The 15,119-nt window shown below is 34.2% G+C and carries 12 protein-coding genes; 6 read left to right on the top strand and 6 right to left on the bottom strand.

The features are described 5' to 3' along the window. Window positions 1–21: 21 nt before the first annotated feature. Window positions 22–1,785 carry a RagB/SusD family nutrient uptake outer membrane protein gene (locus ACQUQZ_RS11080; RefSeq protein WP_435354994.1) on the bottom strand — a complete coding sequence of 588 codons (1,764 nt, stop codon included), beginning with the start codon at window positions 1,783–1,785 and terminating at the stop codon, window positions 22–24. A 31-nt stretch (window positions 1,786–1,816) separates the two neighbouring features. After that, window positions 1,817–5,071: a SusC/RagA family TonB-linked outer membrane protein gene (locus ACQUQZ_RS11085; protein WP_435354995.1), complete on the bottom strand. Its 3,255-nt coding sequence runs from the start codon at window positions 5,069–5,071 to the stop codon at window positions 1,817–1,819. A gap of 244 nt (window positions 5,072–5,315) precedes the next feature. Between ACQUQZ_RS11085 and ACQUQZ_RS11090 the strand changes: the two genes are divergently transcribed. Together ACQUQZ_RS11090 and ACQUQZ_RS11095 are read left to right on the top strand one after the other, a co-directional pair. Beyond that, window positions 5,316–5,864: an NUDIX domain-containing protein gene (locus ACQUQZ_RS11090; RefSeq protein ID WP_435357650.1), complete on the top strand. Its 549-nt coding sequence runs from the start codon at window positions 5,316–5,318 to the stop codon at window positions 5,862–5,864. Between the two features lies 1 nt (window position 5,865). Next, on the top strand, window positions 5,866–6,471 hold the full coding sequence (locus ACQUQZ_RS11095) for a LysE family translocator (protein WP_435354996.1): 606 nt from the start codon (window positions 5,866–5,868) through the stop codon (window positions 6,469–6,471). Window positions 6,472–6,552: 81 nt separating this feature from the next. Here the strand turns inward: ACQUQZ_RS11095 and ACQUQZ_RS11100 are convergent, their stop codons facing one another. The 4 genes from ACQUQZ_RS11100 to ACQUQZ_RS11115 form a co-directional block, all read right to left on the bottom strand. Beyond that, window positions 6,553–7,479 (bottom strand): SPFH domain-containing protein, encoded by a 927-nt coding sequence (locus ACQUQZ_RS11100; protein ID WP_435354997.1) that lies wholly within the window; start codon window positions 7,477–7,479, stop codon window positions 6,553–6,555. 127 nt (window positions 7,480–7,606) lie between these two features. After that, on the bottom strand, window positions 7,607–8,314 hold the full coding sequence (locus ACQUQZ_RS11105; protein ID WP_435354998.1) for an SDR family NAD(P)-dependent oxidoreductase: 708 nt from the start codon (window positions 8,312–8,314) through the stop codon (window positions 7,607–7,609). Window positions 8,315–8,434: 120 nt separating this feature from the next. Continuing rightward, entirely contained in the window at window positions 8,435–9,115 is a 681-nt protein-coding gene (gene folE / locus ACQUQZ_RS11110) for a GTP cyclohydrolase I FolE (protein ID WP_435354999.1), read from the bottom strand. After that, window positions 9,096–9,518: a 6-pyruvoyl trahydropterin synthase family protein gene (locus tag ACQUQZ_RS11115; protein WP_435355000.1), complete on the bottom strand. Its 423-nt coding sequence runs from the start codon at window positions 9,516–9,518 to the stop codon at window positions 9,096–9,098. Before ACQUQZ_RS11115 ends, folE begins: the two co-directional genes overlap by 20 nt. Before the next feature lie 357 nt (window positions 9,519–9,875). On the opposite strand from ACQUQZ_RS11115, the gene ACQUQZ_RS11120 reads away from it, so the two are divergent. The 4 genes from ACQUQZ_RS11120 (at window position 9,876) to ACQUQZ_RS11135 (ending at window position 15,080) form a co-directional block, all read left to right on the top strand. Beyond that, a complete protein-coding gene (locus tag ACQUQZ_RS11120; protein ID WP_435355001.1) occupies window positions 9,876–11,219 on the top strand; it encodes a Gfo/Idh/MocA family protein in 1,344 nt (447 codons plus the stop codon). 21 nt (window positions 11,220–11,240) lie between these two features. Then, window positions 11,241–12,467, top strand: coding sequence for a sugar MFS transporter (locus ACQUQZ_RS11125; RefSeq protein ID WP_435355002.1), 1,227 nt, complete (start codon window positions 11,241–11,243; stop codon window positions 12,465–12,467). Between the two features lie 44 nt (window positions 12,468–12,511). Next, window positions 12,512–13,690 carry a thiolase family protein gene (locus tag ACQUQZ_RS11130; RefSeq protein ID WP_435355003.1) on the top strand — a complete coding sequence of 393 codons (1,179 nt, stop codon included), beginning with the start codon at window positions 12,512–12,514 and terminating at the stop codon, window positions 13,688–13,690. Between the two features lie 61 nt (window positions 13,691–13,751). Then, entirely contained in the window at window positions 13,752–15,080 is a 1,329-nt protein-coding gene (locus ACQUQZ_RS11135) for a galactokinase (protein ID WP_435355004.1), read from the top strand. Window positions 15,081–15,119 lie beyond the last annotated feature (39 nt).

The following is a 15,119-nucleotide window of genomic DNA, read 5'->3' on the forward strand; positions in this document are numbered from 1 at the left end:
TATCGAGGATTTTAAATACTATTAATACCCTGGATTTTGAGTTAATGTTGCTTTACCGTCTTTTTGGCTATTCAAAATTTCATCATTTGGTAATGGGAAATAAGCATTTTTAGCTGCAAATGATTTTCCAACCAAATAACCACGCTTATTATAAGTTCTACCAGTATTGTCAGTACCATTTTTAGACTCTTCTGAAACATACTTATTCAAATATTTTTCAGCTATGCCCCAACGAACTAAATCGAAGAAACGATGACCTTCCATAGCAAATTCCAAACGATTTTCCATGCGTACGGCATTTCTTGCATAATCTGCACCTTTATCAGTAAATGTACCTTTAGGATAAGGATTTACTACATAATTGATAGATGGGTCTTGAACAGAACCAGTTTTTGCACGAGTACGAATCATATTTACATAATCCTCTCCAGCTTGCAAATTACCCAATTCTATTTCACACTCAGCCAACCAAAGAATTACAGAAGACATTTTTAATAAACGATAGTTATTATTAACATTTCTTTTTGAGGTTGAGTGAGTTGAGCTTCCCTCATCAGCTAAATAATACATCCATTTTTTACCAATAAATGGGCCAGAGTAGCTTTGATTTCTAATCCAAGAAAAACCTGGCATTGGACCCCAATCTAAGAAATTTACACCTCTACGTCCAACAGTCCAATCTAAACGTGGATCAACTGGAACAGTTTTATCAAGACTAAATGCTTGGTCTGATTTTAAACCTTGGTCATTTGATAAATCAACTTGGTTATATGTATCAGCAGTACCGTCTGGAGATGAACCAATTAAAGGTAAACCATCTTTATCAGTTTTGAAAGCATTTACCAAGTTATGTGATGGTAAATAGAATCCACAACAACCTCTTCCAGGTGCATTGGCAGAGTACGGCCAGTTCAAGTTGTCACCAGCATTACCATTATTACCATTTGTACCATCATTAATTGAGAACTCAACTTCGAAAATTGACTCAGCATTATTATTAGTAATGTTTCTGTAATTATCATGGTAATTAGGCATCAATTTTTTACCTGAATTCTTGTAAACATCCTCCAACAAAGCCTTAGCAGCAGCCCATTTCTTTTGGAAAATAAGTGCTTTTGCCAAGTATGTTTTTGCAGCCCATTTGGTAGCTCTACCTTTTTGAGATTGAGTTGCAGGCAAGTTGTCAGCAGCAAATTGAAAATCTGCTTCAATTTTAGGCCAAATATCTTGGTCATTAGGTATTTTTGTAGAATTTGGGTCAGCTGCTACATAGATTTTTTCATCAATGTAAGGCACTTTATTCCACATTTTTTTAGCTTCAAAATGATAGTGTCCACGTAAAAATCTTGCTTCTGCAATAACTTGCGTTTTTTCTGCATCAGTCATATCTTTTACATCAGGGTTACCAACCAACTGAATTGCTTCGTTTGAACGAGCAACGCCATCATAAGAATGTTGCCATTTACCCAAGAAATAAGTATTATCAGACAACCAGTTATATTGTTCAATGTACTCTTGTTCTGGTTGGTCACCAATATCTGTACCTTTTACAGCGTCACCACTGGTGATTCCTCCAAATACATAATTTGAAATTGTAGATTGACGACCAGTATTACCAGCACCAACACCATCTAATAATGAATAGGCACCTATCAAAACTGCATTTACACCATTCTTATTACTCAAGGATGCCAATGAAGCAGCTCCTTGAGGTTGAATGTCAAAGAATGAATCAGAACAAGAAACGCTTATTCCTATCAATGCTATTATTAATATTTTTTTCATTGTAATGTATTTAAAATTTTTGTTTTATCAATTAAAATCCTAATCTTAGACCAACGTTATATGACTTAGCCACTGGGAAAGCACCTTCATCGATACCCATGTGAATATCTTGGTTATCAGTACCAGAGTTTCTCAAGTTAATATCTGGATCTAAACCTTTATACTTTGTGAAAGTAAACAAGTTTTGACCTTGTACATAAATCTGAGCTGAACTTATTTTGATTTTAGACAAAAGAGCTGTTGGGAACGTGTATGTCAATTGGATATTTTTGATACGCATATAAGATCCATCTTCAACAAAATAAGTTGAGATTTGTTGACTTGTTCCATCTTGTGAATTCAAACGTGGCAATAAAGCATCATCACCTTGTTTTTTCCAAGAATTATATAACATATCTTTTGAACGGTTTCCTTGGAATGTATTAAAATCAGTCCAGAATTTTTGGTAATTGAAAATATCATTGCCATAAGATCCTTGACCAAATATTGCTAAATCCCAGTTTTTATATCCTAAGTTAATATTAAAGCCATAAGTAAAATCTGGATGAGGATTTCCAATGATAGTTTTGTCAGCAGCTGTGATCACACCATCTCCATTGACATCTCTAAATTTGAAAACACCTGCTCTTGTATAAGATCCAAACTTAGGTGCAGCGGCAGCTTCAGCATCATCTTTGATTACACCATCAACAATGTATCCATAGAAACTTGAAATTGGTAAACCAGCTTTTGTAACCGAAATGGCAGGAAGACGAGTTGTAAATCCAAAAATTGTTGCATTAGGGTCATTATTCAATTTAACAACGTTATTTTTGTATTTACTGATCATTCCAGTGATAGTATATCTAACCTGACCAATTTTATCTCTGTAAGTAATATTCAAATCAACCCCTTTATTGTTAACTTCACCAATATTTACAAAAGGAATTGAACCAGTTCCTGCTGTTCTTGGTATTGGCACTTGAGTCAACATATCAGATGTTGTACGAGTGTATAAGTCTAAAATAACTTCTAATTTACTTTTCAATAAAGTTGCATCAATACCAACGTTTGTTGAAGTATTAGTTTCCCATTTACCATTAGGGTTACCAAATTGAGTTAAGTCAAAACCGTTCGCAATTGAGTTACCGCTACCAGAAATATCATAAGCGTTGTTTTGTGGATCTGGTGTATATAATGTATAAGCGTTATATACGTTCGGAATCAATTGATTTCCAGTTTTTCCCCAACCACCTCTGATTTTCAAATCATCAACAAAAGTCAATTTTTTCATGAAGTCAAACTCAGTCATACGTAATCCAACTGAGAATGCTGGGAAAATACCATAACGGTTAGCAGCCGAGAATCTTGAAGAGCCATCACGACGCATAGTAAAGTCAGCTAATAAAAAGTCTTTATAAGAGTAGTTGATTTTACCAAATTGTGAGAACAATGCACTAAGAGTCGCTCCAGAACCACCATTAGCTAAACCAGCAGCAGCACCAAGATTAAGATAACGATATGAAAGGTCATCAAAAGCATAATTACTACGTGCAGCATTAAAACCAAAAGCATAAGTTTGAACAGCTTCAGTTCCAGCTAATATATTAAACTCGTGAGCACCAATTTTCTTGTTGTAGTTTAAAGTATTAAACCAAGTGATTGCTCGATCGAAGTTATTTGAAACAGTTAAGCTATTTGCACTACGTGGTTCAGCAGCTTCAATATCTCTATTAAAGTATTGTGAGAAGTTATAGTTATTAAATTCTACACCCAAACTTGTTCTGAATTTTAAATCTTTCAGGATACCAACTTCAGCAAACATATTACCAAAGATGTGAGTACCTTTGATGATATTGTCTTTCTCACGCCATTGTCTTGCTAATGGGTTTGGAGCATTACCAAGATTTGAACCTCTACTTCCTGCAAAACCATTCAAATCAGATGTATTAGTACCACCCAAAGCCACTGGGCCACCTGTAATATCAAATACCGGAATAATTGGTTGAATTCTAATGGCAAATGAAATTGGGTTACTCTCGTTTTGGTTACCACTTGGTACACCTACTCTTTCATCATAAGCAACTGTAAAGTTTTCACCAAAAGTCAAACGACCTTTGGTAAATTCAGTATTTGCACGAACTGAATAACGCTTATAGCTGGTATATTTTAAGATACCATCTTGATCAAAATAACTTCCAGAAATAGCATATTTACCATTTTTTGAACCACCAGTTGCACCCAATTGATAATTAGAAATTCTCGCTGGGCCAAAAATAACATGTTGCCAATCTGTACCTTCTTTGTTTGCTTTTGTAATATTAAAAGCAGTAACACCTAATTTTGGGTCTGCAATATCATTTGTATAGGTGTAGTTAGCAGGTAACGCACCATAAACGTTTGGATAGATATAGTCAGCAATTGTTTGCGAACCATCCGCTCCAAATTTATATTGTGCTGATGGTGATGTACCTGGTGCTTTACCAGCTCCAATTTCAGATTCATAATATAATTGACCTAATTCTTTTGTATTTAGTAAGTCAAGTGTTCTACCCACTCTTTGTGTACCAGTGTACATATCAAATGAGATTTTTGGCTCACCTGTACCACCTCTTTTAGTTGTAATGATTACAACACCATTGGCAGCTCTTGCACCATAGATTGAAGCAGCAGAAGCATCTTTCAATACCTGCATTGATTCAATATCATTTGGGTTGATTTGGTTGAGTGTACCTTGTGTTGGAGTTCCATCAATTACATATAGCGGGCTATTGTTATTGATTGACCCAAATCCACGAATACGAACCATAGTCCCGCCACCAGGAGAGTTGTCATTTCCAACTGTTACGCCGGCAGCACGACCTTGCAATTGTTGAGCAACACTTGCTGCAGGAAGTGATTGCAATTCTTTAGCTCCAACAACAGTTACAGCACCAGTAATGTCTTTCTTACGTTGTGAAGCATAACCAGTAACAACTACTTCGCTCAAAGCCTTTGTATCTGATTGCAACGTTACATCAACGATTGATTGATTTCCTACCGCAACTTCTTGAAGCACATACCCAATTGATGAGAATACCAAAGTTGCATTATTTGGTACTTCGATTGAATACGCACCATTGGCATCGGTAGCAGTTCCTTTGTTTGTACCTTTTACTTGAATTGTTGTTCCTGGTAGACCAGTACCACTTTCGCCATCGGTTACTTTGCCTGATACTTTCCTTTGGGCAAAAACCATCGAACCGCAGAATAAAAACATAATCATCAAAACGGACGCTTTGATTGGAATCGGGTAAGAGTGTTTCATAAAATACATTGTAAGATTAGGTTTATAAAATATTACGATTCAAATATAAAATATTACAGATTCTATTTCTAATTTTTTTTAAAAAAAATCTTGGAATATTAAAATTACTTTGATTTAGAGATAAAATCAACCACAAAATGGTAAAAATCATAATTTATTTTAAAATACTATTTTTTTATAAGATAAGACTATTATGAAAAAATCTTTTTTTCAAATCTGCCTAAAAAATATTAAGTTTGCATCTATGAATGAGAATGTAAACCCGTGGCAAATCCTCGATTCTGAGGTAAAGTATGAGAACAATTGGATTGAGGTAGTCCATCAAAATGTCGTTAATCCAAGTGGTGGAAAGGGGATTTATGGAACTGTCAATTTTAAAAATATTGCCGTTGGAATATTGCCTATTGACCAAAATGATAACACTTGGCTTGTAGGGCAATTCCGTTTTCCACTCAATGAATATTCTTGGGAAATTCCTGAAGGTGGTTGTCCAAATGGTGAAGAAGTTTTAGCAAGTGCCAAAAGAGAATTAAAAGAAGAAACTGGCTTAATTGCAAAAAAATGGACGTTAATTTCTAAACTTCATACATCAAACTCTGTATGCAGAGAGGTAGCTTATATTTATCTTGCTGAAGATTTAACACAATCCGAAAGTCAACCCGAAGAAACAGAACAACTTCAAATAAAAAGAATACCATTTAAACAAGCATTAGACATGGTTTTAAAAGATGAAATCACTGACTCGATAAGTGTCGCAGGTATTTTAAAAGTTGCAAGATTAAAAGGACTTTAATATGCTTGAAGCTATTTCATTAGGTTTTTTTACTGGGATTGTACTAAGCTTTGGATTCGGTAGTGTATTCTTTGCCCTTATCCAAGATAGCATTGAGAATGGCTATCAAGCAGGAATCAAAATTTCACTTGGCGTTGTTTTTGGTGACATTTTGATGGTTTTCATTGCTTTTCTTGGGACTTCATTTTTACCAAATATACCTAATTTTGGATTTTATTCAAGAATTTTCGGGTCTATCCTACTCATCAGTTTAGGAGTTTTTCAATTTATTCAATCTAAGCCTTCAACAAAAAAAAAGGATTTTAAATTAGCTCGTTTCTTTTATTTCTTTGGAAAGGGTTTTTTACTAAATGTCATTAATCCAGTCAATTTCATTTCATGGATGGTCATTTCAGCGTCATTGAAAAGTTATAAATATGATATTTATGATGAAATTGCTTTTTTTTCCACTTGTATTCTAATGATTTTTGTGGTTGAGTCAGTGTTTGCTCTATCAGCTTATAAAATCAAAAATAAAATGAGTGAAAAAACAATACAATACATTAAATATATATCGGGTATAGTTTTCATTGTTGTTGGTTTGAAGTTGATCTATGATGCTTTTTAATGTTTAATAAACATATATTTATAAAAAACTAAGGCTACCCCAAAAAGGTAGCCTTAGTTTTTTAATGGACTGTAAACTTTATTATTTCCTCTGTTTATTTTCAGAATTTTGATTCAACGCCATCATTTGTTTCATTGTCTTATCAAATCCTTCAACCGAGCCATCCATAAATATAACATTTCCTTTACCATCTTGAGCTACCTGACGCATGGTTTCTGTCCAAAGCGAAAATAGAATAATTGATGGGTCAAGATGAGCTTTTTCCATTTCTGCTGCTGCCACTGCCATCCCTTTAGCAATTTCTTCACGAAACTGTGCCAAACCTTGTCCACGTAAACGTGCTGCTTCTCTTTCAGCCTCAGCCGAAATTCTAATCGCATTTCCATCAGCCTCAGCACCCTTTGTTTTAGTAATTAATAGGGCTTGTCCTTCATTTTCAGCCGCTGCCTTTAAATTATTAGAAGCAACCACTCTGGACATTGACTTTACAATTTCTTCATCAAACGTAATATCATTAATTTGTAAGTCTAATAAATGATACCCCCAGCCATTCAAAATATGATCAAGATTAGATTTTACGTCATCAACGATTTCATTTCTTAAACCCAAAATTTCTGCTTGCTTTTTTGTAGCCACAAAGCTACGAATTGAACCTTCAATTGAGCGAACCAATGCTTGCATAAAGTTGGCTTGATCAATAAATTTAAAAGCCACATTCTTAATTTGTTCTTCAGAATTATCAGTTACTGTATATAATAACATTGCCTTGAAGTAAACATTGGCTTGGTCATTCGTAATTGCTTGAAATTGTAGTTCAGCCGAACGATTTTGAATAGAAATTGTGCGAAAAACAAATTCAATGAATGGAATTTTGAAATTTAGACCTGGTGTCATGATTCGGCTATATTTTCCGAATACAGTAATAACTGCCACATTGCCTTGTTGAACAATGACAATTGACAAATAAAGAATGATAATAACGGGAATAATAATAAAAAGAAAGCCCATTGCTTTAGAAAGGTTTAGTTAGAATAATGGTTCAAATGTACTTTGAAAAATGAAACCTATAACATTTTCTTGACAAATGGTAAATTTTAATCAAAAACTTACATTTAATTTATTATAAGGTTAAAAATTACATCATTCTTATAGAACTCATACCACCATCCACATGAAAAATCTGACCTGTTATCCAGCTGCCATCATCTGAAAGTAATAATTTTGCCATTGATGCAATATCTTCACTCTTACCAACTCTTCCGATTGGATGTCTTTTATTCGATGCTTCAATTTTTTCTGGAGAAGAAAGTAAAGTTTTAGCTAAAGGCGTATCAGTCAACGATGGAGCGATTGCATTAACTCTTATTTTAGAAACAGCAAATTCAGCGGCTAAAGATTTTGTTAATCCTTCTATTGCACCTTTGGATGCAGCAATGGAGGCATGAAATCCCATTCCAGTTTGAACTGCTACTGTACTAAATAATACAACCGAAGCATTTCCTGCGGCTTTCAAACGACTTAAATTAGCTTGAATAACACTGACAGCTCCAAGAAGATTTATTTGAAAATCTTTCAAAAAGTCTTCGTTACTCAATCGATGAAAGGGTTTCAAATTTATTGTGCCTGGGCAGTAAATTAGGCCATCTAAAATTGTAGGTAATTCATTAAATGTATTGCTGTCAGGATTTTGTGCATCCCAGAAGAAAAAATTTGCCATGAGATTCGGCTGTGTGCGAGAAGCAGTAAAAACATTTGCTCCTGCTTCGATTAGACTTTGTGCAAGTGAAAAACCAATACCAGAGCTTGCTCCAACTATTAGGAAATTTTTATTTTTAAATGACATATATTTAATTGTTAACTGATAATTGATAATGGAGAATTTAATATCTCAACTACTACAATTTAAACCGAATGTTCAGTAAATTGTTTTAATGATTCTCCATTATCAATTAGCCATTATCAATTATACACTAAGCACCTTCAAAAACTCTCCTTTTTTATCTTCGTTTTTGAAGACTCCACCGTAAAAAGAAGTAATTGTTGAACTTGTTTGGTCTTTTACTCCTCTTGATGAAACACATTGGTGGTCGGCATCAACGAGCACAGCTACATCTTCTGTCATTAAGGCAGTTTTCAAAGCATTTCCAATTTGCATTGTTAGACGTTCTTGTACTTGTGGACGACGAGCAAAATAATTAACAATTCGGTGCAGTTTCGACAATCCAATTACTTTTCCACTTGAAATATAAGCAATATGCACTTTCCCAATGATTGGAACAAAATGATGCTCACAATTTGAATAGAATTGAATGTTTTTTTCAACTAACATTTCATTATAATGATAATCGTTAGTGAAAAGGGTCATAGCAGGTTCATTTTCTGGATTTAAGCCTGAAAACAACTCTTTTACATACATTTTTGCCACACGATGAGGTGTTCCTCTTAAACTTTCGTCTAAAAGATCAAGACCTAATGTAAGCATAATTTCTTTGAAATGCTTTTCAATAATTTCAATTTTTTCGTCATCATCTAAATCAAAAGCATCTTCTCTCAAAGGTGTTTCGAGTTTAGTGAAGGGATGATCTTGGTCATCTAATAATAAATCGTTCACTAAAGTTTGGTCTTTAAATTGGATATTCGACATAATTTCTTTCAGTTTCGTAAAGTCTAATTTTCAAATCAAGGTTGTCCGAAATTTTGGGTCTCAAAATTTCATAAATTACAATCGCAATGTTTTCCGCTGTAGGATTAAGGTTTTTAAACTCCTCTGTATCAAGGTTTAGATTCTTGTGATCAAATTTATCCAAAACATTTTCTTTAATTAAATCACTTAAAATTTTCAAATCAAAAACATAGCCTGTCGCTGGATTTACCTCACCAGTCAGTTGTACAATCAAGTCATAATTATGTCCATGAAAATTAGGATTATTACATTTCCCAAAAATACGGGCATTTTCTTCCAAAGTCCATACGGGATTATGGAGGCGGTGAGCAGCATTGAAGTGTTCTTTACGGAACACAGCAACCCTTTTATTTTTTGATTCCAAATTAAAATGTTGAAAGTGTTAAAAAATCAAGTCAAAAGTCGTTACAAAGTTTGTGTATAACACTCATTGACTTCCGAGCGGTAGCTTTTAACGCTCAGTTGAAACGGTTTCGATTATATTAACAAGTGGTTTTTTTATTTTGTTCAAGAAATATTAAAAAATAATATTTTTCCAAATCAAAATAATTCATTTTAACTTTGGGAATTACTTAAAAAGTCTTTTTTTTGAAAGAAAACGCTTGATTATTTCTTTATTTTTTAGATTTTTTTGAGTTAAGGTGTAGATTTCCAAAATTTGAAATTAATTTGTAATCTAATAATTAATAATTGTTTTTATTCATCCTCAAACCTAACAAAAATGAATCGTCGAAATTTCCTTTCTACAAGTTTGGCTACCTCAAGCATTCCATTCATAGTTAAGAAAAATAATCTAAAAGAAGACAAAAAAGTCAGACTAGGTTTTATAGGTGTTGGGTTGCGAGGCCGCACCCATCTTGAACAAGCCATGTATCGTTCGGATGTTGAAATTCCTGCCATTTGTGATATTGACTTAAATTCAATCAATGAAGCCAATAAAATTTTTCAAAAGTTTGGTAAAAAAGAGCCAATAGCCTATACAAAAGGAGAAAGAGATTTTGAAAACTTTGTTAAACGAGATGATTTAGACGGAATTATTATTGCCACACCTTGGGAATGGCATGTACCTATGTCGGTTGCTGCCATGAAAGCAGGTAAATATGCTGGTGTTGAAGTTTCTGCAACGGTAACTTTACAAGAATCTTGGGACTTGATTGATACATACGAAAAAACAGGCTCACATTGCATGATTCTCGAAAATGTATGTTATCGCCGTGATATTATGTCAATATTAAACATGGTGCGTCAAAATATGTTTGGTGAAATGCTTTATGGACATTGCGGTTACCAACATGATTTGCGTTTTGTAAAATTAAATGATGGAAAATCAGCTTATGGTAAAGGGGTAGAATTTGGAGAAAAAGGTTTCAGTGAAGCTAAATGGCGTACCCAACATTCGGTCGATAGAAATGGAGACCTATACCCTACGCACGGACTTGGGCCAGTTGCTCATTGGATGGATATTAATCGTGGAAATAGATTTGAATACCTAACATCATTTGCAACAAAATCAAGAGGTTTACATAATTATATTGTAGAAAATGGTGGTGAAAATCACCCAAATGCCAAAGTTAAATTCAAATGCGGTGATATTGTCACCACAACAATTCAATGTGCCAATGGTGAAAACATTGTAATCATTCATGATACAAATGCACCAAGACCATATTCTTTAGGTTTTAGAGCTCAAGGTACTAAAGGAATTTGGATGAATGATGGAAATCAAATCTATTTAGATGGCGTTTCAAAAAAACATGATTCATGGGAGCCTTTTGCCGATTATCAAAAACAATACGACCATCCCCTTTGGAAAAAATTTGAACAAGATGCCGTTAATGCTGGTCATGGTGGCATGGACTTTTTTGTATTAAGAGCATTTATTGAGTCCGTAAAAAATAAAGTTGCACCACCAATTGATGTATATGATGCCGCTGCTTGGAGTGCAATCAGTCCACTTTCTGAGTTATCTATTGCCAGAGGAAGTTCACCGATTGAAATTCCTGACTTTACTCGTGGAAAATGGAAAACTAATAAAAGAATTTTTGGATTAAATGACAATTACTGATCTTCAATAAATAATAAAATCATGCAAGAAAATAATAAAAACTATATCGGGCCACTCATTATCATTGGACTTTTATTTTTTGTCTTTGGATTTGTCACGTGGGTAAATGGTACTTTGATTTCATTTTTTAAAAAAGCCTTTGATCTTTCAAATACCAGTTCATATTTGGTAACTTTTGCATTCTTTATTTCATATACCATTATGGCTATCCCATCGTCAGCGGTGCTAAAAAAAGTAGGTTTTAAGAAAGGAATGTCATTAGGGTTAGGTATAATGGCAATAGGTACATTAATTTTTGTCCCTGCCGCTGAGGCTGAATCTTATCCATTATTTCTGGTAGGTTTATTTACCATCGGTATTGGCTTAACTTTGCTTCAAACTGCCTCAAACCCTTATGCAACTATACTTGGGCCGAGAGAAAGTGCTGCTCAACGTATCAGTTTTATGGGCATTGCCAACAAAACTGCCGGAATCATCAGTCAGAAAGTTTTTGGTGGAATTTTATTAGCAGGTGGTGTTGCAGGGGCAGCCGTTTCTGCCAAAGAAGAACTTCAAAAAGTTGTAACGCCATATTTGGTTCTAACGGGTGTATTAGTAGTTTTAGCAATATTAATTTTGTTTTCTAAAGGATTACCAGAAGTCAGCGAAGAACAAGACGGAAATGATCAGGCTGCTTTAACTACCAAATCAAGTGTTTTTGAGTTTCCAAATCTGGTTTTAGGGCTAATCGCATTATTTTGCTATGTGGGTGCTGAAGTGATTGCGGGTGATTCTATTATCAGTTATGGCATTTCATTGGGTTTTTCAACGGAGGAAGCAAGTCAATTTGGTACCTATACGCTATGGTTGATGATGTTGGGCTATGTGTTAGGAATTGTTTTGATACCAAAGTATGTTTCTCAACAAACTTGGTTAAAACTTTCATCAATTTTAGGCATAATTGTTACAATTTTAGCTTTGTTCACAACTGGCTTTTCATCAGTTTTATGTATTGCAGTTTTAGGTCTGGCAAATGCCATTATGTGGCCAGCAATTTGGCCTTTAGCTATTGATGGGTTGGGCAAATACACAAAGATTGGGTCTGCTTGGTTAGTGATGATGATTGCAGGAGGTGCAATTCTACCTTTGGTGTATGGTAGCCTTTCAGATTTTCTAAAAAATTCTCAATTGGCTTATGCAATTATGATACCTTTGTACGGTTTTGTATTATATTATGCCATGATTGGTCATAAAAAGAAAACTTGGTAAAAATCCATTTATTTGTTAATAGTAAAAAATACTAACATATATCAATGCAAAATACGTTTATCATTTCTGCAGTTCGTACGCCAATTGGGAGCTTTGGAGGTTCATTATCAACTGTGGCTGCACCATATTTAGGAGCTGCTGCTATTAAAGCTGCTGTATTAAAAGCTGGCATTGACAATAATTCAGTTGAAGAGGTATTATTTGGCAATGTCTGCCAAGCCAATGTAGGGCAAGCACCAGCCAGACAAGCAACAATTTATAGTGGTTTGAGTAACAAAACAAACGTAACGACCATTAATAAAGTATGTGCATCGGGTATGAAGTCGATTATTTTTGGTAGTCAATCAATTGAATTAAGTCAAAATGAGATTGTCGTAGCTGGTGGCATGGAAAATATGTCGATGATTCCATTTTATTTGGCTAAAGCACGCTATGGATATGGTTATGGGAATGGAGAATTAATTGATGGTTTAGCTAAAGATGGTTTAGTAAATGTCTATGACGGGAATGCTATGGGTTGCTTTGCCGATGCAACTGCCAAGAAATTTGACATTTCTCGCCAAGATCAAGATGATTTTGCGATTCAATCTTATAAGCGTTCAGCAGAAGCTTGGGCTAATGGTATGTTTTCTAATGAAGTGATTCCCGTAGAAGTTACTGACAAAAAAGGAAATGTGAAAGTTTTTGCTGAGGATGAAGAATATAAGAATGTAAACTTTGAAAAAATTCCAACATTAAGACCTGTTTTCACCAAAGATGGCACAGTAACAGCGGCTAATGCCTCAACAATCAATGATGGTGCGGCAGCTCTTGTGTTGTCATCAAAATCAGCAATTGAAAAAAATAATTTAAAGCCAATTGCCAAAATTATTGCTTATGCTGATGGCGAACATGAGCCAGAATGGTTTACCACAGCCCCTATCATCGCTGCTGAAAAAGCACTTAAAAGAGCAGGATTAAAAATCAATGATATTGATTATTTTGAAGTTAATGAAGCATTTTCTGCCGTACCAATCGCTTTTTGCAAAAATTTTGGCATTAGCTATGAAAAAGTAAATATTTTTGGTGGAGCTGTTTCATTGGGACATCCCCTTGGTTGCTCTGGAGCCAGAATTGTGACAACCTTGATTAATGTTTTGCATCAAAAAAATGGTCGCTTCGGTATGGCTGCTATTTGTAATGGTGGTGGTGGTGCAAGTGCAATTATTGTAGAAAAATTATAAAAATCTCGAACCAAACAAACCTTGCAGGATTTATTTAATCTTGTAAGGTTTTTTAGTAAAAATGAAAATAAACTCAGATTCCTCTCTTGTACTTCAAAAATTTTTCGGAAATAATCAAACTTTAATCCAAGCATCTTCACCTGGACGAATGGACGTTATGGGTGGTATTGCTGATTATTCGGGTTCGATGGTTTTGCAAATGCCAATCAAAGAAAAAGCAATTGTTACTATTGGTATAAGAAATTATAACCAATTACATATTAAAAGTTTAGATATTCAGACAAATAATGAAGTTTATATAGATTTAGATGAATTACCATTAGAGTATGAACAAGCAAGATTATATCTTCAAAACATTGATGGCGGCGATTGGGCTTCATACATTATCGGTGTTTACTTGGTTTTAAGTAATGAAAAAAAAGTTAATTTGGGTGGTTTAGATATATTAATTGACTCAAATGTTCCAGTCGGTAAAGGTGTTTCTTCATCCGCAGCGATTGAAGTTGCTACTTTAAAAGCAATGACTGAGTTATTTTCTATAAATTTAGCAGCAACTGACCTTCCAAAATTTGCACAAAAGGCAGAAAATTTAGTCGTAGGAGCTCCTTGTGGATTAATGGATCAATTGGCTTCTTTTTTTGGTGAAAACAACAAACTTTTGCCCATTTTGTGTCAACCTGATAAAATACATAACTTAGTAGAAATTCCAGAAAACCTTTATTTTGTAGGTATTGATAGTGGAGTTAGGCATTCGGTTGGTGGAGCGTCTTATGGTGAAGTTCGTACAGCTGCATTCATGGGTTATTCAATTATTGCACAAAAAAGTGGAATCCCAAAAGAAAGAATTCAAGAACTTAGCAATGATGAAATACCATTTAATGGCTTTTTAAGTAATATTTCACCTTCGATGTTTGAATCAAACTTTGCGAGAAGTCTTAATTCAATGTATGGAAAAGATTTTATCCATGATTTTGGTGGAATAACTGATCAATTATCTACGATTAAAGCGGATGTTTTCTATAATATAAACGCTTGCACTCAGCACCCAATTTATGAAAATCATCGTGTTACAACTTTTCTTGAATTATTAAAAAATCTTTCTGAAGCCAATTATTCTGCCATTTTACCCATTATGGGCGAATTGATGTATCAATCGCACGAAAGTTATAACAAATGTGGTTTAGGAAATGAAATGACAGATAAAATTGTGAGTATGGCTCGTAAAAAAGGATATGATTCTGGTATTTATGGTGCTAAAATCACAGGTGGTGGCAGTGGTGGGACCGTTTGCTTAATGGTCTATGGAGAAAAAGGCTTAAATGCTTCTAAAGAACTTTTTGCTAACTATCAGAAGCAAACCAATCAATCATCATTAGTCTTTTTCGAATAAAAGTTAATGAATGTTCATCTATCAATTTATTTTTAATTC

The sequence above is a fragment of the Emticicia sp. SJ17W-69 genome (assembly GCF_051209875.1).
Lineage (GTDB): Bacteria > Bacteroidota > Bacteroidia > Cytophagales > Spirosomataceae > Emticicia.

Excerpts from the sequence above, each read along its gene's own strand:
- folE (WP_435354999.1), bottom strand. The coding sequence starts at position 9,115 with ATGTCGAATATCCAATTTAAAGACCAAACTTTAGTGAACGATTTATTA.
- ACQUQZ_RS11100 (WP_435354997.1), bottom strand. The coding sequence starts at position 7,479 with ATGGGCTTTCTTTTTATTATTATTCCCGTTATTATCATTCTTTATTTG.
- ACQUQZ_RS11090 (WP_435357650.1), top strand. The coding sequence starts at position 5,316 with ATGAATGAGAATGTAAACCCGTGGCAAATCCTCGATTCTGAGGTAAAG.
- ACQUQZ_RS11125 (WP_435355002.1), top strand. The coding sequence starts at position 11,241 with ATGCAAGAAAATAATAAAAACTATATCGGGCCACTCATTATCATTGGA.
- ACQUQZ_RS11130 (WP_435355003.1), top strand. The coding sequence starts at position 12,512 with ATGCAAAATACGTTTATCATTTCTGCAGTTCGTACGCCAATTGGGAGC.
- ACQUQZ_RS11135 (WP_435355004.1), top strand. The coding sequence starts at position 13,752 with ATGAAAATAAACTCAGATTCCTCTCTTGTACTTCAAAAATTTTTCGGA.
- ACQUQZ_RS11095 (WP_435354996.1), top strand. The coding sequence starts at position 5,866 with ATGCTTGAAGCTATTTCATTAGGTTTTTTTACTGGGATTGTACTAAGC.
- ACQUQZ_RS11080 (WP_435354994.1), bottom strand. The coding sequence starts at position 1,785 with ATGAAAAAAATATTAATAATAGCATTGATAGGAATAAGCGTTTCTTGT.
- ACQUQZ_RS11085 (WP_435354995.1), bottom strand. The coding sequence starts at position 5,071 with ATGAAACACTCTTACCCGATTCCAATCAAAGCGTCCGTTTTGATGATT.
- ACQUQZ_RS11105 (WP_435354998.1), bottom strand. The coding sequence starts at position 8,314 with ATGTCATTTAAAAATAAAAATTTCCTAATAGTTGGAGCAAGCTCTGGT.
- ACQUQZ_RS11120 (WP_435355001.1), top strand. The coding sequence starts at position 9,876 with ATGAATCGTCGAAATTTCCTTTCTACAAGTTTGGCTACCTCAAGCATT.